This window comes from Magnetospirillum sp. (assembly GCA_027532905.1).
Lineage (GTDB): Bacteria > Pseudomonadota > Alphaproteobacteria > CACIAM-22H2 > CACIAM-22H2 > Tagaea.
The window spans coordinates 82173-103826 of sequence record JAPZUA010000002.1 but is presented as its reverse complement, the minus strand read 5'-3'; the positions used below and the strand labels follow the sequence as shown (position 1 = coordinate 103826).

Below are 21654 nucleotides of genomic sequence, written 5' to 3'. Positions count from 1 at the left end.
ACCTTGCAATGCTTCTACCGCGAAGTGCCGCTTCAGCGGAAGGGGCGCATAGGGGGAAAAATGAAGACATACGATCGGGTGATCAGGGGCGGCATCGTCGCGACGGCGTCAGATAGATATGTAGCCGACATCGGCATCAAAGACGGCAAAATCGCCGCCATCGGCCACGACCTCGTCAAGGGCGAGGAAGAGACCGACGCGAGCGGCCGCATCGTCACCCCCGGCGGCATCGACAGCCACGTCCATATCGCGCAGATTTCATCGATGGGCGTGTGGACAGCCGACGATTTCGAGAGCGGCACGCGCTCGGCGATGTGCGGCGGCACCACGACGACGATTTCGTTCGCCGCCCAACATCGCGGACAGTCGCTGCGCAAGGTCGTGGACGAGTATCACGCCCGCGCGGACGGCAAGACCTATATCGACTACGCGTTCCACCTGATCGTGACGGACCCGAACGAGCAGGTGCTGGGCCAGGAGCTGCCCGCCCTCATCGCCGACGGTCTCACGTCGTTCAAGATCTACACGACCTACGACGCGATGAAACTTTCCGACCGCCAGATCCTGGACATTTTCGCGCTTGCGCGCCGCCACGGGGCGATGACCATGGTCCACTGCGAAAACCACGACGCGATGACGTGGCTGGCCGAAAAGCTCGTCGCCTCCGGCCGCACAAGACCCAAATACCATTGTTTCAGCCACAATATGACCGTCGAAAGCGAGGCCACGCACCGTGTGATCGCGCTCGCCGAAATCGTCGATACGCCCGTCCTGATCGTGCACGTTTCGGGCCGCCAGGCGATGGACGAAATTCGGCGTGCTCGCGCGCGCGGCCTCAAAGTGTTTGCCGAGACCTGCCCGCAATATCTGTTTTTAACGCAGGACGATCTCGACAAATCGGGCTTCGACGGTGCGATGTGCATGTGCTCGCCGCCGCCGCGCGACAAGATCAACCAAGAATATGTCTGGCAAGGTTTGCGCGATGGGCTGTTCGACGTCTATTCGTCCGACCACGCGCCCTACCGCTTCAACGACCCGAAAGGCAAAATGTTCGCGGGCAAAGACGCGAACTTCAAGAATATCCCCAACGGCGTTCCGGGCCTTGAAGTTCGCATGCCGCTGCTGTTCGCCGAAGGCGTCTTGAAGGGCCGCTTGAGCCTCGAAAAATTCGTGGCACTGTCGGCCACCAACCCGGCCAAGCTCTACGGCCTCGCCCCGCAAAAAGGCTCGATCGCGGTGGGGGCGGATGCCGATCTGGTGATCTGGGATTCGACGCGCGAAGTGACCGTGTCGCAAAAACTGCTCAACGACGCGATGGACTACACGCCCTACGAAGGCATGAAAGTCACGGGCTGGTGCGACGAGGTGTTTTCGCGCGGCGAGCTTGTGGCCAAAGGCGGCAAACCGGTCGCCAAAGCCGGGCGCGGCCGCTACCTTGCGCACGGACCCAGCGACTGGTCGAAGCCGCTTGGCCGCTCGATCTTCCCCGAAGACATATCGGATATTTTCTGATGGCAAACAGCAAACTCGTCCCCCGCATCATGACGGTCGGGGCGGCCCAGATGGGGCCAATTGCGCGCAGCGAGACGCGCGCCTCGTGCGTCGAGCGCATGCTCGTCATGCTGCGCGAGGCGGCCCGCAAAGGCTGCCAGCTCGTGGTGTTTCCGGAGCTCGCACTCACGACCTTCTTCCCGCGCTGGTACATGACCGACTGGCGCGAAGTCGATGCGTTCTTCGAAACCGAAATGCCGAACGACGCGACGGCTCCGCTGTTCGCCGAGGCCAAACGCCTCAAGATCGGCTTCTATCTGGGATACGCCGAAAAGACGCCGGACGGGCATCGCTTCAACACGGCGATCCTCGTCGACACGCAAGGGGCCATCGTCGGCAAATACCGGAAGATCCATCTGCCGGGCCATGCGGAGAACGAGCCGCAGCGCCCGTTCCAGCATCTCGAGAAGCGCTATTTCGAACCCGGCGACATCGGCTTTCCGGTGTGGCGCACGATGGGCGGCATTCTCGGCATGGCGATCTGCAACGACCGCCGCTGGCCCGAAACCTACCGCGTGATGGGCCTGAAAGGCGTGGAAATGCTGGTCCTCGGCTACAACACGCCGGCCATCAACGGCTCGGCCCTCGTGCACTCGGCGCCCGAGCCCGAACATCTGCGCCAGTTCCACAACCATCTCGTGATGCAGGCCGGTGCCTACCAGAACTCGACCTGGGTCGTGGCGACGGCCAAGGCCGGCTTCGAAGAAGGCTGCTCGCTGATCGGCGGCAGTTGCATCGTCGCCCCCACCGGCGAGATCGTGGCGCTGGCAAGGTCGGTCGCCGACGAACTCATCGTCGCCGACTGCGATTTGAGCCTGTGCACTTACGGCAAGGAAACCGTTTTCGCGTTTTCCAAGCACCGACGCATCGAACATTACGGACTGATCGCAAGCCAGACCGGCACGATCGAACCCGCATGAGGGACTACGATTTCGCCGCGACCGCACCTGCCGTGCGCTACAAGCTGCTGGTCGGCAGCGTGGTACCACGTCCCATCGCCCTCGTGACCACGATCGACGCGGCGGGCAACGTGAACGCCGCCCCTTACTCGTTCTTCAACGTCTTGAGCCACGATCCGGCGGTCGTGGCACTCGGCATCGAACGGCGCCCCGACGGGCGCCCCAAAGACACGGTCCGCAATATCGACCTCAATGGCGAGTTCGTGGTCAATCTCGTCGATGAGGCGATGGGGCCCGGCATGAATATTTGTGCGGCCGACGTCGAGCCCGGCATCGACGAGCTTGTCTTGGCGGGCTTCGATGCCGCCCCATCGCTCAAGGTACGCCCGCCGCGCATTGCGCAGGCACCGGTCGCCCTCGAATGTCGCATCTTGCAGGATGTGCGGCTCGGGGCCGACAACAAGCGCGCCATTCTGCTGGGCGAAGTGCTGGCTATGCGCATCCGCGAAGATCTCGTCGATCCGGCGAACGACCGCGTGGACACGGCGCGCATGGCGCTGATCGGGCGCCTGGCGGCCAGCGACTATGTGCGCCTCACCGACCGCTATGCGATGCCGCGCGTGTCGGCGGCGGATCTCGCCAAGAAGAAATAGCTGCTACCAGCCGAGTTGCACGCGTGCCAGCGCCATGCCGACGGCGGCTTGCGTCGGCTCGACCACCGGGATGCCGACGGCGTCCTGCAGGCGGTCGCGATAGCGTGCCATGCCCGCACAGCCCATCACGATCACGTCGGCCCCGTCGCGTTCCTTGAGGTCCTTGCCGACTTCGATCATGCGCGCGAGCGTGCGCGCATCGTCGGAGAGTTCGGCCACCGTCAATCCGATGGCGCGGTCGCCCGCAAAGCGCGCTTCGAGACCGCGTGCCCCAACATAACGCTGATGGCGCGGGATCGAGCGCGGCAGGATCGCGACGATGCCGAAACGCTCGCCCAGCGTGAGGGCCGTCAGCAGGCCGCATTCGGCAATGCCAAGCACCGGCTTCTTGGTGGCCTCGCGCGCGGCGTACAGCCCCGGATCGCTGAAGCACGCGACCACGAACGCATCGCAGTCGTTGTCGCGCTTGGCCACGAGCCGCGACAGCGGCAGCACCACGCTTTCGACATGCGCCTGGGTCTCGATGCCGGGCGGGCCTTCGGCAAGCGTTTCGCACTCGACCGCCGGGCCGCCAGAGATGCGGAACGGCTCCACGGCCGCATCGATGCCGGCCGTGACGTTGCGGTTCGAGTTGGGATTGACGACGAGGATGCGCTTGGACATCGAAGGTGCTCCGATTCAGCGGGCGACGAGATGGCGGTGTTCGAAATGCCGCAAGAGTCGCACGGCCGGCCACAGCAGCGCCAGATAGATCAACGCGGCTGCGACGATGGGCGTGGGATTGTAGACGAGCGATTGAGCAAGGCGTGCGGCATGCAGCAACTCGCCCAAGGCCACGACCGAGGCGATGGTCGTGAGCTTCACGACCTCGAGCGTGTTGCCAATGAGATCGGGCAGCACGTTGCGCGTGGCCTGCGGCAGCACCACGTAGAGCATCGTTTGGAAGCGCGAGAGGCCGCTTGCGCGTGCCGCCTCCCACTGGCCATGCGGCACGCTCTCGATCCCGGCCCTGAAAATCTCGCCATAGTAGCTCGACGCGTTGAGCAGGAACGCGATCGCCACGGCCGCAAAGGGCGACAGATCGATGCCGACGAACGGCAGGCCGAAATAGACGAAGATCAGCAACACCAGGGGCGGAAAGGCGCGGAAGAAATCGACATAGACGACGAGCGCCCAGTTCACGTAACGCTTCTTGAGGCTCCACACCCAGGCGACGGCAAGCCCGCCCGCAAGGCCAATCGGCACGGTGATCGCGCACAAAAGTAGCGTCATGCCGAGCCCTTCGAGCATGAAGGGCAGCACCCGCAGCAGGATTTCGATATTGAAAAACGTGTCGAGAATTTCCGCCATGGCCGTTAGCGCTTCCACGCAAAACGCGTTTCGAGCCAGCGCCCGAGGATTACCACGGGCACGAAGATCGCAAGATACGCAGCAGCCCCGAGCGTGAGCGGCGTGGGGTTGCCGGCAAGGCTTGCGGCCGAGCTTGCCTGGCTCACGATTTCCGACAGGGCCACGACCGAGCCCAAGGCGGTGCCCTTCGTGACCGCAATCACACGATTGACGAGCGGGGGTACGGTCATGCGCACGGCCTGCGGCAGCACGACGTATCCGAGCGTGGCGCCGAAGCCGAGACCGGTCGAGCGGGCGGCCTCCCACTGGCCGCGCGGCACGGCCAAAATGCCCGCCCACCAGATCTCCTCGGCGAAGGCGGCGAGCACCAAGGACAGCGACAGCCAGGTCGCCGTGAAAGCGCTCATCGGCAGATCGAGATACGGAAACGCGAAGAACAGAATGATGATGACGACGAGCGGCGGCAAAGCGCGCAGGATATCGACGAAGGCCACGATCGCGACGTTGACCGCGCGAAAACGGTAGGCGCGCAAGGCCGCAAGGGCGAGACCCAAGGCCAGGCCCGTCGCCACGACCGCCAGCGACACGAGGATCGTGACCCACACGCCTTCGAGGATCTTGGGCGCCCATTCGGCCGCGATCTCGGCATTGAAAAACGCGAAGACCAGGCGCTCGAGCCCGTTGTCCATCGTCTAGCCGTGGCCTTGGGACAGACGCGACACAAAAGCCTGCGTGCGCGCCTCGCGCGGATTGCCGAAGATCGCTTCCGGCGGTCCCTGCTCGACGATGCGCCCGCCTTCCATGAACACAACACGGTCGGCGGCCGCGCGCGCGAACGCAAGCTCGTGGCTGACCACGACCATCGTCATGCCGGCGGCTTTGAGTTCGCGCATCACGGCCAATACCGAGCCGACAAGCTCGGGATCGAGGGCCGAGGTCGGCTCGTCGAACAGCACGATCTTGGGGCCGAGTGCCAACGCGCGCGCAATGCCCACGCGCTGCTGCTGGCCGCCCGACAGCGCGTTGGGGTACGAGGCCTCTTTGTCGGCAAGGCCGACTTGCGCCAAGGCTGCACGCCCGCGGGCCTCGGCCGCTTCGCGGTCAAGGCCCTGCACCTTGCGCAAGGCGAGCGTCACGTTGCCCAGTGCCGTCATATGCGGATAGAGATTGAACGACTGGAAGACCATGCCGATCTTCTGGCGCACGGCATTGAGATCGATGCCAGGGCGCATGATATCGGCCCCGTCCACGATCACCGCACCTGAGTCCGGTTCTTCGAGACGGTTGCAGCAGCGCAGCAGCGTGCTTTTGCCCGAACCCGACGGCCCGATCACGAAAACGAGCTCGCGCGGGCGCACGGCAAGGTCGATGCCGTCGAGAACCTTGAGAGGTCCGAAATTCTTGTGCAGCGCCACCAGCTCCAGGATCGGAGCCGGTGGGACTGCTTCGGCGGAATTCACCCTTTTAGCGGCAGACGAGGGCGATCGGCGTGGGATCGTAGCCCGGCATGTTGGCCACGCCATGGCCGGCCGCGATATTGACCGTGACCGAGTCGGGGGCGGGATCGTAGCCGAACCATTTTTTGTGGAGGCGCGAGAAGGTGCCGTCCTGCTTCATGCATTTGACGACCATCGAGATGCGGTCGCGCCCGGCCTTGTCGTCGGGCCGGAACGGAATGGCCCACACGAGCCCGGTCGAGATCTTGGCGCCCAAGCGCAGCTGGCTTGCGTTCTGCTTGACGGCCCAGGCCGCGACCGTGTTGCCCGTAAGGTTCGCGTCCGCACGGCCGGCGAGAACGGCCTGCACCGCCTCGGGGTTCGAGCCGTAGACGTCGTAGGTGAAGCCGTAGCGCTGGCTGTTGGCGGACGCCCAGCTCTCGTAGGCCGAGCCGCGATTGACCGACACTTTGAGGCCGCGCAAGGCGTCGAGTTCCTTGATCTCGGGCTTGTTGCGGCGCGCGACGAACTGGAAGTCGGTGTTGAGATAGCCTTCGGTGAACAGCAGCGCGCGCGCGCGCTCCTCGGTCACGGTCGTGGGTGCGGCGAGAAAGTCGAAGCGCTTGGACAGGAGACCCGGCACCAGGCCCGAGAATTCCTGGGCCACAATTTCGATCGGCTGGCCCAAGCGACGGCCGATTTCGTTGGCCATGTCGACATTGAAGCCTTCGACGCCGCCGCCCAATTTGGGCATCGCATGCGGCGCGAACGTGCCGTCGAGCCCTGTCACCAATTTTTGTGCCGAAGCCGGTGCGGCAACGGACATGCCGAGCGCGCAGGCGACGGCAAAAAGACGCATGGTTTTCATTGGATACCCCCCGTTTGACCAGCAAAGGCTAGTCGGTCGCCGGGGGATTAGCAATCGGCATGCCTATTTGGTGCCGAACAGCCGATCGCCCGCGTCGCCCAGGCCCGGCACGATGTAGCCGTGGTCGTTGAGGTGGCTGTCTTGCGCCGCCGTGAAAATCGGCACGTCGGGATGGTTGGCGTGCATTTCCTTGACCCCCTCGGGGGCGGCCAGAATACAAACGTATTTGATCGAGGAAGCGCCCGACTGCTTGACGCGGGAGACAGCCGCCACGGCCGAATGGCCGGTCGCAAGCATCGGATCGAGGATCAACACGTCGCGCGTTGCCACATCTTCGGGCAGTTTGCAGTAATACTCGACGGCCGCGAGCGTCTCGGGATCGCGATAGAGGCCGATATGGCCGACGGCGGCCGAGGGCAGGATTTCGAGCATGCCGTCGAGAATGCCGTTGCCGGCCCGCAGGACCGACACGAGGCAGATCGGTTTGCCGGCCAGCGTCGGGGCGCGCATCTTCTGCACCGGCGTTTCGATCTCGACCATCGTCAAGGGCCGATCGCGCGTGACCTCGTAGGCGAGCAGCATCGCGATCTCGCGCACGAGGCGGCGGAAATCGCGCGTCTCGGTTTCCTTGCGGCGCATATGCGTAAGCTTGTGCTGGATCAGCGGATGGCCGACGACGTGCAGACTGCCCGACATGACGTATGCTCCCAGTTTGGTCAGAAAATCGTGCCGTCGCTGGCGACGGCAAGCGGCGGCGGCCCGCCTTCGCGCAGTTCGGCGGCAATGCGCCGCCCGGCGGTCCATGTGCCGCCTTGCAGAACCTTTGCCAACGGAAAATCGGCGGCTTCAAGCCCGAGTTTGCCGCGCACCAGATCGGCAATACGATCAAGCAGCACGACCGTGAGGGCACGCCATTCGACGACAAGTTCGCTCGTGGCGTCGTGCGTGCGCGCGGCGGCCGTGGGATCCTTCAGCGCAAGCACGCCCGTATCGAGAAATAAGCCGCCATTGCGATACTCGGGCAGGCCCGTCAGGGCATCGAGATCGACGATGCGCAAGCCGAGCGCTTCGAACGGTTCGAGCAGCGAATAGGCGAGCCACTGGCTGAGCTTGTGGAACGGCACAAGCCCGTCGGTCGCGGCCGGATGGGCTCCCACATCGCCGATATTCACGCCGTCGACCACGCGTCGTGCCGGCCACGCATCGGCGAACCCGTCGAGCAGCAAGGCCAGAATGCGTGCGGCCGGCAAGGTGCCGTCTTTGGCATCGAACAACAGCCGATCGACGAGATTGCCGACACGCGGAACCGGCCCGAACAGATCGGGGCGTGCGGCGATGGCCGTGCCAAGATTGCGCAAAAGCCCTGCCCGCCCCTCGAGCCCGACCAGCGGATTTTCCGCCGATACTTGGAACCCTTGCGCAAGCGCCTGCGCATCGAAACGCTGTAAGGCGGCCGCATCGGCGCGCAATGGCGCTTTGGGATCGGCCGAGAACACGCCGGACGCAAACAGATCCACGCTCGCAACCGCAAGCCCTTCCGAGCGCGCATAGACGCCGTCCGGCGTGCGATAGCGCCATTCGGGGCCGGCCCCGGCATCGAGCAGCACGCTCGCGACGGCAAGATCTACGCCGACGCGCGCGCGCTCGAGCTTGTCGTCCGGCAATTGGGCGGCCAAGCGCGCCCAGCGATCCACCCCGCCCGCATCGAAATGCCGCCAGCGCGAATGGTACGGAATGTCGAGCGCGGGGTAGTCGGCACGGATCGCCGCAACCGTGCGCTCAGCGGCAAGTTCGAGCTTGCCGAGATCGACTGAGAAATGCGCGGTGCGCCCCGCACATGCGGCATCGAACACCTCGCCCGCGCGCGCGCGGATCGTCGCCGGGTCGCGCAGCACGCGCACGGCTTTGGTGGGGCCCGCAAAATGCGGCGCCGCCGACATGGCATCAACCATCGAGACCGCGCCCCTTGGTGTCGGCGAGTTTCTGCGCGTCGGGCGCTTCGCCGCCCGTGAAATAGCCGGCCGCCTTCTTGGCTTCCATCTCGACGCTGGCGTCGGCCGGAATGAGGTCGGGCGGGATCTCGACCTGTTCGACGATCGATATGCCGCTGCGGATCAGCGCTTCGGACTTCATGTTGCTCATCGACGCGAAACGGTCGATGCGCGAAATGCCGAGCCAGTGGAGCACGTCGGGCATCAGCTCCTGGAAGCGCATGTCCTGCACGCCCGCCACGCATTCGGTGCGCTTGAAATAGGTTGAAGCCTGGTCGCCGCCTTCCTGGCGCTTGCGCGCATTGTAGACCAGGAACTTCGTGACCTCGCCGAGTGCCCGGCCTTCCTTGCGGTTGTAGACAATGAAGCCGACCCCGCCCTGTTGGGCGGTTTCGATCGCGACCTCGATGCCATGCGCGAGATAAGGCCGGCACGTGCAGATGTCCGAGCCGAACACGTCGGAGCCGTTGCACTCGTCGTGCACGCGCCCGCCGATCTTGGTCTTGGAATCGCCGAGCTTCGAGACATCGCCGAACAGATAGACGGTCATGCCGCCGATCGGCGGCAGAAACACCTTCATGTCCGAGCGCGTGACGAGCTCGGGGAACATGCCGCCCGTATATTCGAACAGACCGCGGCGCAGATCGGTCTCGGAAATCTTGAAGCGCTTGGCGATGCCCGGCAGATACCAGACCGGCTCGAGGGCCACCTTTGTCGTGCGCACGTCGCCATTGGCATCGACGATGCGCCCGTCGGGCTTCAAGCGGCCGGCTGCGAGCGCGTCTTTGAGTTCGGGCATGTTGATATGCGCGCGGGTGACCGCAATCGTGGGGCGGATGTCGTAGCCTTGCGCGATGAGACCTGCGAACACGTCGCCGACCATATGGCCGTAGGGATCGATGCTGACGATTTTTTCGGGATCCGACCATTGCGCGAACGGGCCGATCGGCTCGGCCGGTGCGGTGTTCGTAAGATCTGGCTTGTGCAAGGGCGAGAGCGCACCCGCCGCCACGGCGAGTGCGCGGTACAGCATGTAACTGCCCGAATGCGTGCCGATAACGTTACGCTGCTGCGGATTGGTGACGGTGCCGATCACGGGCCCGCGCGCTTGAGCACCGCCTGCACCCCACTCGATGCGCACGGGCTGCGGCCCGCTGCGCGTCGGGTGCGAGGTGAGGACGATATGGGAGCGCTTGCCGGTCGCTGAGGGGGGCGCCTCGACGGGCGGGATCGCATCGGTCGAATCGGACGGGGGCATGGTCTGGCGTCTCCGACTAAAAAAGGAATATGCCGGAATCGACCGCCAAGCGGAAGAGCCGCACGCAGCCGCCGGAAGGACGGAGCCGCCGTTAGGGCGGGGGAAGGATGTTGTTGGCGCGCAAGGCCGAAGGCACGTTGGGCGTGGTATCCGACATGCCGAGAATTTCCCGTCGCAGCATATAGCGCAATTTAGGATCGACCCAGGCTTGCATGCGGTAGCTCCAGACTGGGCGGGTCGACGAGACCGTGGCTTCGACGACAACGACGTCGTGCGCCACACCGCGCACGGTCATCGATTCCGCACGCAGCACGCGCAGATCGACCGTAATGTAGCTTGGCGTGCGGTTGCCCTGGCGCCGCGCATATTCGAAATTCAACGTGTTGCCGGTGCGGAACTCGAAATTGTCCAGATTGCCCTTGGTCAATTCGGCGTTCGAAGGACGATCGATGAAGCCGAGCCACACGTCGCCGTTCGAGGTTTTCGTGAGGCCGCCCTCGTAGCCTTCGATCACGGTCGACGTACCCGACTGAAAGGACACACGTGTCCCAGGCTTCGGCGTCTGCGCGAAGAGCACGGTCGGCAGCAGCAGCAGAATCGCGATCGCCAGAAAACAACGGAAAATCAAGGAGCAGCCTCTTGCAAGATTCGCCGGATGCTAGACGAATGGCCCCTGCAGCGCCAGGGTGCCGCTCCGCCCGTCGATGGACCCCTGCAAAAACTGCGCGCGCCGCGGCATTTTGTCGGCAAAAATTGCGGCCTCGTCGGCGAGATTGACGAAGACGACACCACGTTTTTCTGCCGCCGCCAGAAAGGCCGCAAACCAGTCGAGATATTGCATGCCCTCGAGCTCGGCATGGCCTGTGAAGGCGTTGAGCGCACCCGGCACCAAGCTGTCGAGATAGAAATCGACGAGCCGGTCGAGCGGATATTCGGGCCGGCCAATCAGCTCGTCGAGCGTGGGCAGGGTCGTCGGGATCTGCGGCGTGGCGAAAACATGGCTGCCGACGACCGGCACAAAGGCCGACGTGCCGCGCGCGTCCGAGCCGTAATCGAGCCCGGCTTCGTCGTACACCGCCAGGCTCTTTTCGTCGGCCTGCCAGCCCGCCGCACCCGCCGTACGCGCCGGTTTACCGAACACAGTTTGGAAAGCATCCTGCGCCTTTGCGAACTCGGCGCGCACGTCGGCCAAGTCCATGCGCGCAAGCCCGTCTTGCCAGCGCACATGGTCCCAGCAATGGATGCCCGCCTCGTGCCCGGCCGCGACCGCGCGCATGGTTGCGGCATTGCGCTTGGCGATGTCCGGTCCCGGCAGCAGCACGCCGTTCATCAGCGTGCGCAGCCCGTAGATCTTGACGACCGAAGTGCGGCTGACCTTGCTGAAAAAACCGGGCCGGAACACGCGGCGAATGGCGCGCCCGGTATTGTCGGGGCCCATCGAATAAAGAAACGTGCCGCGAATGCGATGGCGGTCGAGAATGCGGGCGAGCGGCGCGATCCCTTCGCGGGTCCCGCGATCGGTATCGACATCGATCTTGATCGCAAGCCGCGGCGATTCCGCCATCGCGGCCGTCACACCGGCGTGCCGGTCAGATCGCCCGTGTCTTTGCGGCCCGCCAGCAGATAGTAGTCGAGCGTGAGTTTGAGGGCCGTGCGCAGATCCGTGGTCGGCGTCCAGCCCAGATACTTGGCGGCGTTTTCGATCGACGGCACGCGCACCTGGATGTCTTCGTAGCCCTTGCCGTAGTAGCCGTCGGGATCGACGTCGACGAGCTTGATGCGCGACTTCACGTCGGCATAACCGTCGTACTGCTGGATCACGTCGAGCAGCGTTTCGGCCAACGCACGCATCGAATAGTCGTTGCGCGGATCGCCGATATTGAAGATACGCCCGTCCGCACAGCCGTCCTTGTTGGCGATGATGCGCACCATCGCGTCCAGCGCATCGTCGATATAGAGGAAGCAGCGGCGCTGCGCCCCGCCGGCCACGAGGCTGATGTTTTCGCCGCGCACGATGTTGCCCACGAATTGGGTCAGCACGCGCGACGAGCCTTCTTTGGCGGCCCAGATATTGTCGAGCTTGGGGCCGATCCAGTTGAACGGGCGGAACAGCGTGTAGCGCAGCTCGCCCTTCGCACCGTAGGCGTAGATCACGCGGTCAAGGAGCTGCTTGGAGCACGAATAGATCCAGCGCTGCTTGTGGATGGGGCCGAGCACAAAATTCGACGTCTCCTCGTCGAACGGCGTGTCGGTCGACATGCCGTAGACTTCGGAGGTGGACGGGAACAGCACGCGCTTGTCGTACTTCACGCAATCGCGCACGATCGCGAGATTGGCTTCGAAATCGAGTTCGAAGACCTTGAGCGGATGCTGCACGTAGGTCGCCGGCGTAGCGATCGCGACGAGCGGAAGGATCACGTCGCACTTCTTGACGTGGTACTCGACCCATTCGCGGTTAATCGTGATGTCGCCTTCGACGAAGTGGAAGCGCGGATTGCCGATCAGGTCTTCGATCTTGTCCTGGCGAATATCCATGCCGTAGACCGACCAGTCGGTGGTCTTCAGAATGCGCTCGGACAGGTTCGAACCGACGAATCCGTTGACGCCCAGAATGAGAATTTTAAGGCTCACGCCAATTTGCTCCCCGCAAAAACGATGGCGCCTTCTAGCCGATCCGGGCGCCCACGGCTAGCCCCTGTGCGGCCCCTGGAACCGTGGCCCCCGCACCGAGGCTCGCTTCGAGGATTTCGATCGCCCCATCGCCGCAGGCCACAACGAGCGGTGCCGTCGTCAAAACCGTACCAGGAACGCCTGCGCCCGATGCTTTTCGCGCACGCCACACGAACAAGCGCCCGCCGGTCCCGTCGCTGAAGGCCCCAGGAAAGGGGGCGGCCACGGCGCGCACGAGATTGACGATGCGGGAAGCCGGCCATGTCCAGTCGATGCGCCCGTCCTCGGGCGTGCGGCCGCCGAAATAGGTGGCTTGCGCCTCGTCCTGCGGCGTTTGCGGAGCCCTGCCGGCCAGCAAGGCGTCGATCTGCCGTTCCAGAATGCGGCGCGCGGCACCCACGACCTTGCCCATCGCCTCGAAGGCGGTTTCCTCGGGCGCCACCTTTACTGCTTCGGCATCGACGATGTCGCCCGCATCGGCACGCTTGACCATGCGGTGCAGCGTGGCGCCGACTTGGGTTTCGCCGTGCAGGATCGCCCAATTCACGGGCGCACGGCCGCGATATTTGGGCAGCAGCGAGCCGTGCATGTTGAAAGCCCCCAACCGCGCGTGATCGAGAATGCGCGCCGGGATCATGCGGCGATAGTAGCAGGACAGGATCAGATCCGGTGCCAGGGCTGCAATGCGCGCCTCGATTGTCGGATCGTCCTTGATCTCGGCCGTCGTGGTTTCAATGCCGGCCGCGCGCGCGCGCTCGGCGACCGAACGGAACCATTTGGCTTCGGTTGGGGAGTCTTCGTGCGTGACCACAAGGCGCACATCGCGGCCCTGGCCCACGAGCAGATCGAGGCATTCGTAACCGACGTCGGAATAGCCGAAAAGGACGATGCCGGGCATGCGGGACGGCCTTGCGCTCAGTCGAGCGATTCGTGGACGGCGCGCACGCGGAAGCGCGGGCGCTTGCGCACTTCCTGGTAAATGCGCCCCACATATTCGCCGACGAGTCCCAGCCCCGTGATCAGCACGCCCACGAGGAAATAGAGGATGCCGAACAGCGTGAAGAGCCCGTCCACTTCCGGGCCGATCACGATGCGGCGCAGGGCAAGATAGGCCACCAGCAGCAGCGAGAAGAAGCTGACCAGCATGCCGACAATGGTGAAAATCTGCAGCGGAACGACCGAGAAGCCGGTCATCAGATCGAAATTGAGGCGCACGAGGCGGTAGAGATTGTATTTGCTTTCGCCGGCCGCGCGCGGCGCATGCGCGACCACGATCTCGGTCGGGTTGGCCGCGAAGAACTGCGCGAGTGCGGGTATGAAGGTGGTCTGCTCGCCGGTCGCGACGATCTGCTGCACCACGTCGGCGCGGTAGGCGCGCAGCATGCAGCCCTGGTCGGTCATTTTGATGCCGGTGATGCGCTCGCGCACGATGTTCATGGCGCGCGACGCCCAAACTCGCCATCCCACATCCTGGCGGTCCTTGCGGATCGAGCCGACCACGTCGTGGCCGCGGTCCATCGCGGCGACGAGATTGGCGATTTCTTCGGGCGGGTTCTGCAAATCGGCGTCGATCGTGACGACGATGCGCCCGCGCGCACGCTCGAACGCCGCCATAATCGCCATGTGCTGGCCCGCATTGCGCTCGAACTCGATCACGCGCACTTCTTTAGGGCGCTCGGCGTGGAAGGATTTCAGGATCTCGACCGAGCGGTCGCGGCTGCCGTCGTCGGTGAACAGGATTTCCCACGGCCGCCCGATCGCGTCGAGGGCGGCCGTCAGGCGGCGGTAGAGAAGCGGAAGGTTGTCTTCCTCGTTGTAGACGGGAACGACGACGGTGATCTCGGGCAATGCGGACGCCATTGGTTCAAGCACGCGACAAAAGCCAAACGCCAAAGCAGATCACGACGATGCCTGCGATGCGCGTCGCCGTCAAATCCTCGCCGAACAGCCACCACGCGGCGAGCGCGTTGACCACGTAGCCGATCGACAGCATCGGATAAGCAAGCCCGACCTCGACACGGCTTAGCACGAGCAGCCACAGCCCGACGCTGACCACGTAGCAGAACAGGCCGAGTGCGACGAACGGGTTGAGACCGACCTGCAGGCCGATCGGCAGCAGATTTGCCCAGGCGAATTCGAACCGGCCGATCTGATTCATGCCTTGCTTGAGCGCCAGCTGCGCGCCCGCATTGAGCAGCACGCCGGCCAGGATGAGGGGCATGTACTGAAGCATCGTCCCTCCCGATCAGGGTATGCGATTGACGACGAGAAGATGGCGCCGCGTGCGCAAAAGTTCGACATAGCGTTCGCCCGCACTCGCGCGCACCGTCGCCTCGAATGGCAGCGGCACGACCATATAGACCGTGCGCGCACTATTCCAGCGGCGCCACAATTCGGATTCGTCGTCGAACATCCACGCTTGCGTCGCAGGCTCGGCCGCTCGGCCGAAATCGAGTTCGCCCGACCAGCCCATCGAGGCGATGCGGCGCCCGAGATAGACCGGCAGGTCCTGCGTATAGGTGCGGTAGGCGACGATCTCGTCCTCGGGCTGCGCCACTTCGCGCAAGACTTCCGCGATCGGCTTGATCGAGCGCGGCTGATGGTCGGCCATCGTCGTATCGACGCCGAGATAAAGCACGGCGGCCGCCGCCACCGACAGGCTTAAGGCAAGTGCGCGTTTGCCGCGCAGCAACGCAAACGTCATCGCGGCTGCGGTTGCCCCCGCCCCTGCGCACAGCCAACCCATATAGGGCCGCGCCGAAGCAAGGTCTTGCGCGAGGTCGCCGCTCGCCAGCTGCGGGCCCGCAACGCCGACGGCAAGGGCTGCCACCGCGACGAGGGCGGCAAAGCCCACCAGCATCCACAGGCCTGCGCGCAAACCAAAGCCGGGCACAGGTGCTTGCAAAGCCGGTCCCACATAGCGCGCGATCAGGATCGCAAGCGGCACCATGATCGGCGTCACGTAAGGGATCAGCTTCGAATCCGAAATCGAGAAGAACAGCAGGATCGCCCAGAACCAAAGTGCGAGATAAAGCTCCACCGCGCGATGCGGACCCGCCACGGCCGAATCGCGCAGATTGCGCACGAGCGCTTGGCCGAGAAAACCGAGCCACGGAAAGCTGCCGACGATGATGATCGGCACGAAGAACCACCACGGCTGATAGCGGCCATGCACGGTCGTGGTGAAACGCTCGAGATGCTCGCGGATGAAATAGAAATGCCAGAATTCCGGCGACTGCACGCCGACAGCGACATGCCACGGCACCGTGAGCGCCAAAAACAGTGCGAGTCCGGAGAGCAAGCGCACCTGCAAGAGCAGGCGCCAGTTCCAGGTCAGCACGATCCACAGGCCGATCACCAAGGCCGGCAGCACGATGCCGATGAGGCCCTTGGTCATCGTCGCGGCGGCAGCCGCCGCATACATCGTGTAGAGCCAAACTTTGCGTGCCCGGCTCTCGGGGGCCGCTTGCACGGCCAGCATGAAGGCAAGCAGGCTCAAGCTCAGGAATACGCCGACCGGCACGTCGAGCAGGACGATGCGCCCGAGTGCGAACCACAGCAGCATTGTGCCAAGCACGACCGCGGCAAGCAGGCCCGTGGGCCGGTCGAACAGGGCGCGCCCGCCGACATAGGCAAGCAGGCAGCCGCCCAATGCGAACAAAGCGGTCGCGAGGCGTAGCGCGAATTCCGAGAGGCCGAGCGCATGGATCGAGACCGCCTGGATCCAGTAGAATAGCGGCGGCTTGAAGAAATATTTGACGCCATTGATGCGCGGCGTGATCCAGTCGCCGGTCGCCGCGATTTCGCGGCCGAGTTCGGCATAGCGCGCTTCGCTGGGCACGCCGAGCGGCCTTGCACCCAAGAACGCGAGCAAAAACGCGCCGAGGACCACCGCCAGAACGACGAGATCGGCAAACCACAGGCGGCGCGCTTGCGCAGGCTCGGTCGGATGGGCGAACATGGGGTTGGGCTTAGCGGCCCGATCCCTTTGCAGCAACCCTTTTCTTGGTAGTTTCTAAACCCATGGCCCTTGCTCCGCGCGAAACGCTCCATTCCGCCGCCGAAATTGCCGACCGCGTCGAAGCCCTGGCCGGCGAGATTGCGGTTGCGATCCCGGCCGAGTTCACGATTATCTCGATCCTCAACGGCGCGTTCGTGTTCACGGCCGACCTCATGCGGGCACTCGCCAAGCGCAACGTGCATCCGCGCGTCGAGTTCGTGAATCTCAAAAGCTACGGCGACGCCACCACAAGCTCGGGCCAGGTGCGGGTCCTCGGCACGCTGCCCGAAAATCTGCGTGGTCAGCCCGTGCTCCTGATCGACGACATTCTCGATTCCGGACGCACATTGAGTTTCGCCAAATCGCTGCTCGAAGGGCTCGGCGGCAATCCGGTCAAGGTCGCCGTGTTCGCCGACAAGCCCACGCGTCGCGTGATCCCGCTTCAGGCCGATTTTGTGGCTTTCACGATCCCGGACCGCTTCGTCGTCGGCTACGGCCTCGACCATGCCCAGCAATGGCGCGGCCTGCCGGATCTCGCGGCCGTCGATTGAGCGCGGCTGCCCCAATCGTCCGTGCGTTGCGCGCCGAAGACCGCGCGCAATGGAGCACGCTGTGGGACGGCTACAATGCGTTCTACGAACGCGTCGGGCCGAGCGCGATCGCGCCCGAAATGACGGCGACCACGTTCGAGCGCTTTCTCGATCCAGCCGAGCCCATGCACGCACTCGTCGCCGAAGACGGCGCCAAGCTCGTGGGCTTGGCGCACCTCATCTACCACCGCAACACGACGATGCAGGGCATGGTCTGCTATCTGCAGGATCTGTTCGCGGCCCCCGACCAGCGCGGCCGTGGCATCGGGCGAGCGCTGATCGAAGCCGTCTACACGCATGCAAAAGCGCACGACAGCGCGCGCGTCTATTGGCAGACGCAAGCCGGCAACGCGACGGCACGTCGGCTCTACGACCGCGTGGCCAAGCATTACGGCTTTATCGTCTATCGCAGAGATCTTTAGAGCGGCCTTCGCAGCATTGCGATGCATTGGGAAAGCCGCAGTCGATATATCAATTCTTGCCGCGACCCAGATCGAGAACCCTGATCGAAACAGACGCACTGAAATTTTGATATTGACTCTCATTCTCATTATTATATGAGAATGATTATCATTATCGATTTGGTGGGGGCGATTAAAATGGCACGTACGCAAATGGTGGCTTCTTTCGGCCGTCGGCGCTTTTTGGGTGGGGCAGCAGCAGGCACAGCGCTTTTGGCGGCACCGGCGATCGCGTCCACGGGCGTCGAAGTCGTGGATATCGCCGGACGCACAGTCAGTCTGAAAGCGCCCGCGCGCCGAATCATCCTCGGCGAAGGTCGGTTGATGTACGGTTTTTCGGTGCTTCAGCCCGCGAAGCCTTTCGAACGCCTGGTCGGCTGGGGCGACGATATGGCCCTGTTCGACCCCGGCACCTATCGCCAGTACCGCACCAAGCATCCGTCGGGCGACAAGGTGCCCCGCTTCGGCTCGGCCGTGAACTCCGACTTCAGCGTCGAACGCGCGATCGCCGTGAATCCGGATCTCGTCCTGTTTCCGCTGTCCGCCTATCAGCGCCAGGTCCAGGCCGGCACTTTCGACAAGCTTCAGCGCGCGGGCATTCCGGCGGCAGTCGTCGATCTTCGCGAAGCGCTTGCCCAGAACACGCAGCCGAGCATCGAAATCATGGGAGCGCTGCTGGGGCTCGATGGCGAAGCGGCGGCGTTCAACCGCTTCTACCTGCGCGAGACAAGGCGCGTTTCGTCGGCGGTCTGGAACATTCCGGCCAACAAGCGCACGACCGTGTTCATGGAGCGCGCTGCCGGCTTCGACCCAAACAATTGCTGCATGACGTTCGGCAACGCCAATCTGGGCGTAACGCTGCAGGATGCAGGCGGCATCAACTGGGGGGCAGCCCGATTCCCCGGCATCGGCGGCACGGCAAGTCCCGAAGCGATCCTCACGCTCGATCCGGAAGCGATCATTGGCACGGGTGCCGACTGGAGCGAGAGCACCCCGGGCTCAAGCGGCGTGCCGTTCGGCTACGAAACCACGCAAGCACAGGTGCAGGCGGCCTTGAAAGCGCTTGCGGAACGGCCGGGCTGGTCGGCCCTGCGCGCGGTCAGATCGAAGCGCTTCTATTCGATCTACCACCAGTTCTACACGAGCCCGGCACATCTGGTGGCCATGCAGGTCTTCGCGAAGTGGCTCTATCCCGAACAGTTTGCGGGGCTCGATCCAGACGCGGTCTGGCAGGAATATCACGCGCGCTTCTCACCGATTCCGCTGTCGGGTGTGTTCTGGGCGCAGCTCGCATGAGCTTGGCCGCACAGCCACTTCTCGCCGAAACGCGCATCGCCGCCGCCGAACGCCGCAAGGGCCGCATTCTCTTCGGTGCTGCGGCCGTTGCCGTCCTCCTCGTTCTCGTCGATCTCGGCACCGGGCCAGGGGATATCGCCTTGCGCGACGTGCTGCGCGCTTTGGCGAACCCCAGCGAGGTCGACATTCGCCTCGGCGTGATCGTGTGGGACATCCGCCTGCCGGTTGCCCTGCAGGCGTGTCTGCTGGGCGCGATGCTGGGCCTCGCCGGCGCGCAGATGCAGACGATCCTCGACAATCCACTGGCAGATCCCTTCACGCTGGGCGTGTCGTCCGCTGCCGGTGTGGGCGCCTCCATCGCGATCGTGACGGGACTTTCGCTGATCCCGGGTACGGGACCGTTTCTCGTCTCCGCGAACGCGTTCGTCTTCGCCTTCGGGGCCGCTCTGCTCGTCTTCTTCTTCAGCGTCGCGCGCGGGGCCACGTCCGAAACGATGATTCTCTTCGGCATAGCACTGATGTTCGCCTTCAACGCGCTGCTGGCGATGCTGCAGTACCGCGCCTCGGAAACGCAGCTCGTGCAGATCGTATTCTGGATGATGGGCTCCCTGCAGCGCGCGACGCCCGAACGTCTGGCGGCGGGTTTCGCCATTCTGGCCGCAGTGGGCGGCGTGATGTGGCGACGGCGCTGGGCACTCACCGCAATGCGCTTCGGCGACGACCGCGCCGCGAGTCTGGGGGTCGATCCGCGCCGCCTGCGCCTCGAGACGCTGCTGCTGGTCGCCGTGTTGTCGGCGACTTCGGTATCCTATGCCGGCGTGATCGGATTCATCGGGCTGGTGGGCCCGCACATTGCGCGCCTTGCGGTCGGCGAGGACCAGCGCTGGTTCGCCCCGCTTTCGGCCGTCTGCGGGGCAGCTCTTCTTTCCGCGGCGTCGATCGCGGCCAAATCGATCACACCCGGCGTCATCTATCCGATCGGCATCGTGACGGCGCTTGTCGGCGTGCCGGTTTTCCTGTCGATCATCGGCAGCAGACGGAGTGCGGGACGATGAAGGGGCTCCATTTCAGCGATCTCGCCGTCGATTACGGGACGCGCAGCGTCCTGCGCGGCGTCGGTGCTGCACCGCTGCTGCCCGGCACCGTCACGGCACTCGTCGGCCCCAACGCGGCCGGCAAGTCGACCTTGATGCGCGCCATCGCAGGCATTGTGCCGATCGTACGCGGCACCGTCGCGGTCGACGGCACACGCATCGAAGCGTTCCGCCTGCGCCAGCGCGCGCAGTACGTGCGCTACGTGCCGCAGACATACGCGACCAACGCGCGGCTTTCGGTCTACGACGCCGTGCATGTCGCAGCGCGTGCCGCGGCACCCGCCGAGGCGCCGCGCAAAATCCGTCTTGCCGTCGCCGAAACGCTGGCGCGCGCCGGAACGGCGGAACTTTCCGAACGCCTGGTCTGCGACCTGAGCGGTGGCCAGCAGCAACTGGTGGCGCTCGCGCAAGGTCTGGTCCGCGCCGCCCCTGTCCTTCTATTGGACGAGCCGACCAGCGCCCTCGATCTGCGCAATCAGCTGGAGGCGCTACGCCTGCTGCGCGAGGCGGCGACGCGCGATGGAATAACGGTCGCCGTCGCGATGCACGATCTGGCACTGGCCGCGCGCCATGCCGACCGGGTGATTCTGCTGTCGCGCGGTGCGATCGTCGCCGACGGATCGCCCGACGAGGTGTTTTCCGACCCCGCATGCGGGGCCGCCTACGGCGTCGCAATCGCCGCAACGCGGTCGCTATCGGGCGCCCTTCACATAGAGGCAAGCTTGCCGTGAAAGCATCGAACTGGACGCTGAAAGAAGAGATCCGTTCTTACTGGTCGGGGCGCGCCGAAACGTTCGACGATTCGCGCGGCCATCGCATCGCGGACGGCGCCGAAGCCCGCGCGTGGCGCCGCCTGATATCCAACGGCCTGGGCGATGTCGCGGGCCGGAACGTGCTCGATCTCGCCTGCGGAACGGGCGAGATCAGCCGAATGCTGCTCGATTTGGGCGCGGCAGTGACCGGCGTGGATTTCGCCGAACCGATGCTGGCGCGTGCCGAGTCGAAACTGCGGGGGCGAAGCTGGAAGGGCATGCTGGGCGATGCCGAACGTCTCGAGACGCTGGCGCCGGCGTCTTTCGACGGCGTCGTCACCCGCCACCTCGCCTGGACCCTCACAGATCCGACCGCCGCCTATGCCGCGATCCACCGCGTGCTGAAGCCGGGCGCACGCCTGCTCGTCATCGACGGCGATTGGGTGAGCGAAACGCCGCGCACGCGCTTGCTGCGCGGGCTCGCGAACATGCTCGACGGCAAACAAGGCCAGGCCGGCGCCGATCCCGATCTGCACAAACGCATCCTGTCGCAGGTCCCATATGCGCGCGGGCTCACGGCCGAACGTCTGCACGAGGATCTCGAGGAAGTCGGCTTCTCGGGTTTCGCGCGCCATTCGACACTGGCGGTGTATTTGTGGGGGATGCACGGCGCAAAAATCGGGGATCGGCTGCGGTTGCTCGCACCCCAGCGCTTCGCGGTTTCCGCGATGCGGCCACACGAACCGGGCCCAGATCGCCGTACCCGCCGATAGGACCAGCCACGA

The 21654-nt window shown here is 64.6% G+C and carries 24 protein-coding genes; 9 read left to right on the top strand and 15 right to left on the bottom strand.

The window, feature by feature from the left end:
• Positions 1 to 60 precede the first annotated feature (60 nt).
• Genes hydA through O9320_08410 form a run of 3 tightly spaced genes read left to right on the top strand, consistent with a single transcriptional unit; the run spans position 61 to position 3103 of the window.
• Positions 61 to 1512: a dihydropyrimidinase gene (hydA, locus tag O9320_08420; GenBank protein MCZ8310864.1), complete on the top strand. Its 1452-nt coding sequence runs from the start codon at positions 61 to 63 to the stop codon at positions 1510 to 1512.
• Positions 1512 to 2471 (top strand): N-carbamoyl-D-amino-acid hydrolase, encoded by a 960-nt coding sequence (locus tag O9320_08415; protein MCZ8310863.1) that lies wholly within the window; start codon positions 1512 to 1514, stop codon positions 2469 to 2471. The genes hydA and O9320_08415 overlap by 1 nt, the downstream gene beginning before the upstream one ends.
• Positions 2468 to 3103 (top strand): flavin reductase family protein, encoded by a 636-nt coding sequence (locus O9320_08410; protein ID MCZ8310862.1) that lies wholly within the window; start codon positions 2468 to 2470, stop codon positions 3101 to 3103. Before O9320_08415 ends, O9320_08410 begins: the two co-directional genes overlap by 4 nt.
• Positions 3104 to 3106: 3 nt before the next feature.
• Here O9320_08410 and O9320_08405 read toward each other — a convergent pair whose 3' ends face one another.
• From O9320_08405 to O9320_08335, 15 genes are all read right to left on the bottom strand, one after another.
• Positions 3107 to 3766 (bottom strand): aspartate/glutamate racemase family protein, encoded by a 660-nt coding sequence (locus O9320_08405; protein MCZ8310861.1) that lies wholly within the window; start codon positions 3764 to 3766, stop codon positions 3107 to 3109.
• Positions 3767 to 3781: 15 nt separating this feature from the next.
• Positions 3782 to 4453 (bottom strand): amino acid ABC transporter permease, encoded by a 672-nt coding sequence (locus O9320_08400; protein ID MCZ8310860.1) that lies wholly within the window; start codon positions 4451 to 4453, stop codon positions 3782 to 3784.
• A gap of 5 nt (positions 4454 to 4458) precedes the next feature.
• Entirely contained in the window at positions 4459 to 5142 is a 684-nt protein-coding gene (locus O9320_08395) for an ABC transporter permease subunit (GenBank protein ID MCZ8310859.1), read from the bottom strand.
• A gap of 3 nt (positions 5143 to 5145) precedes the next feature.
• Positions 5146 to 5913, bottom strand: coding sequence for an amino acid ABC transporter ATP-binding protein (locus O9320_08390; GenBank protein MCZ8310858.1), 768 nt, complete (start codon positions 5911 to 5913; stop codon positions 5146 to 5148).
• Positions 5914 to 5917: 4 nt separating this feature from the next.
• The gene (locus O9320_08385) at positions 5918 to 6757 is read right to left on the bottom strand and encodes a transporter substrate-binding domain-containing protein (protein ID MCZ8310857.1); all 840 of its coding nucleotides are present in this window, start codon (positions 6755 to 6757) and stop codon (positions 5918 to 5920) included.
• 63 nt (positions 6758 to 6820) lie between these two features.
• The gene (gene upp / locus O9320_08380) at positions 6821 to 7453 is read right to left on the bottom strand and encodes a uracil phosphoribosyltransferase (GenBank protein MCZ8310856.1); all 633 of its coding nucleotides are present in this window, start codon (positions 7451 to 7453) and stop codon (positions 6821 to 6823) included.
• Positions 7454 to 7473: 20 nt separating this feature from the next.
• The gene (locus O9320_08375) at positions 7474 to 8709 is read right to left on the bottom strand and encodes a URC4/urg3 family protein (GenBank protein MCZ8310855.1); all 1236 of its coding nucleotides are present in this window, start codon (positions 8707 to 8709) and stop codon (positions 7474 to 7476) included.
• Positions 8702 to 10006, bottom strand: coding sequence for a GTP cyclohydrolase II (locus tag O9320_08370; protein ID MCZ8310854.1), 1305 nt, complete (start codon positions 10004 to 10006; stop codon positions 8702 to 8704). Before O9320_08370 ends, O9320_08375 begins: the two co-directional genes overlap by 8 nt.
• 91 nt (positions 10007 to 10097) lie before the next feature.
• Positions 10098 to 10634 (bottom strand): hypothetical protein, encoded by a 537-nt coding sequence (locus O9320_08365; GenBank protein ID MCZ8310853.1) that lies wholly within the window; start codon positions 10632 to 10634, stop codon positions 10098 to 10100.
• 30 nt (positions 10635 to 10664) lie between these two features.
• Positions 10665 to 11570, bottom strand: coding sequence for a polysaccharide deacetylase family protein (locus O9320_08360; protein MCZ8310852.1), 906 nt, complete (start codon positions 11568 to 11570; stop codon positions 10665 to 10667).
• An 8-nt stretch (positions 11571 to 11578) separates the two neighbouring features.
• Positions 11579 to 12637, bottom strand: a complete 1059-nt coding sequence (locus tag O9320_08355; protein ID MCZ8310851.1) for a bifunctional UDP-4-keto-pentose/UDP-xylose synthase — start codon at positions 12635 to 12637, stop codon at positions 11579 to 11581.
• A gap of 34 nt (positions 12638 to 12671) precedes the next feature.
• Complete coding sequence (locus tag O9320_08350) at positions 12672 to 13574, bottom strand: formyltransferase (protein ID MCZ8310850.1); 903 nt, start codon at positions 13572 to 13574, stop codon at positions 12672 to 12674.
• 17 nt (positions 13575 to 13591) lie between these two features.
• Positions 13592 to 14536, bottom strand: a complete 945-nt coding sequence (locus tag O9320_08345; protein MCZ8310849.1) for a glycosyltransferase — start codon at positions 14534 to 14536, stop codon at positions 13592 to 13594.
• 4 nt (positions 14537 to 14540) lie between these two features.
• Positions 14541 to 14897: an SMR family transporter gene (locus tag O9320_08340; GenBank protein ID MCZ8310848.1), complete on the bottom strand. Its 357-nt coding sequence runs from the start codon at positions 14895 to 14897 to the stop codon at positions 14541 to 14543.
• A gap of 24 nt (positions 14898 to 14921) precedes the next feature.
• Positions 14922 to 16637: a phospholipid carrier-dependent glycosyltransferase gene (locus O9320_08335; protein MCZ8310847.1), complete on the bottom strand. Its 1716-nt coding sequence runs from the start codon at positions 16635 to 16637 to the stop codon at positions 14922 to 14924.
• Between the two features lie 62 nt (positions 16638 to 16699).
• Here O9320_08335 and O9320_08330 point away from each other — a divergent pair, with 62 nt between their 5' ends.
• The 6 genes from O9320_08330 (at position 16700) to O9320_08305 (ending at position 21642) form a co-directional block, all read left to right on the top strand.
• On the top strand, positions 16700 to 17227 hold the full coding sequence (locus O9320_08330; GenBank protein ID MCZ8310846.1) for a phosphoribosyltransferase family protein: 528 nt from the start codon (positions 16700 to 16702) through the stop codon (positions 17225 to 17227).
• A complete protein-coding gene (locus tag O9320_08325) occupies positions 17224 to 17688 on the top strand; it encodes a GNAT family N-acetyltransferase (GenBank protein ID MCZ8310845.1) in 465 nt (154 codons plus the stop codon). The genes O9320_08330 and O9320_08325 overlap by 4 nt, the downstream gene beginning before the upstream one ends.
• A 177-nt stretch (positions 17689 to 17865) precedes the next feature.
• Entirely contained in the window at positions 17866 to 19023 is a 1158-nt protein-coding gene (locus tag O9320_08320; protein MCZ8310844.1) for an ABC transporter substrate-binding protein, read from the top strand.
• Positions 19020 to 20078, top strand: coding sequence for an iron ABC transporter permease (locus tag O9320_08315; GenBank protein MCZ8310843.1), 1059 nt, complete (start codon positions 19020 to 19022; stop codon positions 20076 to 20078). Before O9320_08320 ends, O9320_08315 begins: the two co-directional genes overlap by 4 nt.
• Entirely contained in the window at positions 20075 to 20848 is a 774-nt protein-coding gene (locus tag O9320_08310) for an ABC transporter ATP-binding protein (GenBank protein ID MCZ8310842.1), read from the top strand. Before O9320_08315 ends, O9320_08310 begins: the two co-directional genes overlap by 4 nt.
• On the top strand, positions 20845 to 21642 hold the full coding sequence (locus O9320_08305) for a class I SAM-dependent methyltransferase (protein MCZ8310841.1): 798 nt from the start codon (positions 20845 to 20847) through the stop codon (positions 21640 to 21642). Before O9320_08310 ends, O9320_08305 begins: the two co-directional genes overlap by 4 nt.
• Positions 21643 to 21654 lie beyond the last annotated feature (12 nt).

Coding starts and splice junctions, on each gene's coding strand:
- O9320_08330 (MCZ8310846.1), top strand. CDS start 16,700: ATGGCCCTTGCTCCGCGCGAAACGCTCCATTCCGCCGCCGAAATTGCC.
- O9320_08410 (MCZ8310862.1), top strand. CDS start 2,468: ATGAGGGACTACGATTTCGCCGCGACCGCACCTGCCGTGCGCTACAAG.
- upp (MCZ8310856.1), bottom strand. CDS start 7,453: ATGTCGGGCAGTCTGCACGTCGTCGGCCATCCGCTGATCCAGCACAAG.
- O9320_08400 (MCZ8310860.1), bottom strand. CDS start 4,453: ATGGCGGAAATTCTCGACACGTTTTTCAATATCGAAATCCTGCTGCGG.
- O9320_08415 (MCZ8310863.1), top strand. CDS start 1,512: ATGGCAAACAGCAAACTCGTCCCCCGCATCATGACGGTCGGGGCGGCC.
- O9320_08375 (MCZ8310855.1), bottom strand. CDS start 8,709: ATGGTTGATGCCATGTCGGCGGCGCCGCATTTTGCGGGCCCCACCAAA.
- O9320_08405 (MCZ8310861.1), bottom strand. CDS start 3,766: ATGTCCAAGCGCATCCTCGTCGTCAATCCCAACTCGAACCGCAACGTC.
- O9320_08345 (MCZ8310849.1), bottom strand. CDS start 14,536: ATGGCGTCCGCATTGCCCGAGATCACCGTCGTCGTTCCCGTCTACAAC.
- O9320_08395 (MCZ8310859.1), bottom strand. CDS start 5,142: ATGGACAACGGGCTCGAGCGCCTGGTCTTCGCGTTTTTCAATGCCGAG.
- O9320_08315 (MCZ8310843.1), top strand. CDS start 19,020: ATGAGCTTGGCCGCACAGCCACTTCTCGCCGAAACGCGCATCGCCGCC.
- hydA (MCZ8310864.1), top strand. CDS start 61: ATGAAGACATACGATCGGGTGATCAGGGGCGGCATCGTCGCGACGGCG.
- O9320_08360 (MCZ8310852.1), bottom strand. CDS start 11,570: ATGGCGGAATCGCCGCGGCTTGCGATCAAGATCGATGTCGATACCGAT.
- O9320_08340 (MCZ8310848.1), bottom strand. CDS start 14,897: ATGCCCCTCATCCTGGCCGGCGTGCTGCTCAATGCGGGCGCGCAGCTG.
- O9320_08385 (MCZ8310857.1), bottom strand. CDS start 6,757: ATGAAAACCATGCGTCTTTTTGCCGTCGCCTGCGCGCTCGGCATGTCC.
- O9320_08310 (MCZ8310842.1), top strand. CDS start 20,075: ATGAAGGGGCTCCATTTCAGCGATCTCGCCGTCGATTACGGGACGCGC.
- O9320_08370 (MCZ8310854.1), bottom strand. CDS start 10,006: ATGCCCCCGTCCGATTCGACCGATGCGATCCCGCCCGTCGAGGCGCCC.
- O9320_08320 (MCZ8310844.1), top strand. CDS start 17,866: ATGGCACGTACGCAAATGGTGGCTTCTTTCGGCCGTCGGCGCTTTTTG.
- O9320_08350 (MCZ8310850.1), bottom strand. CDS start 13,574: ATGCCCGGCATCGTCCTTTTCGGCTATTCCGACGTCGGTTACGAATGC.
- O9320_08335 (MCZ8310847.1), bottom strand. CDS start 16,637: ATGTTCGCCCATCCGACCGAGCCTGCGCAAGCGCGCCGCCTGTGGTTT.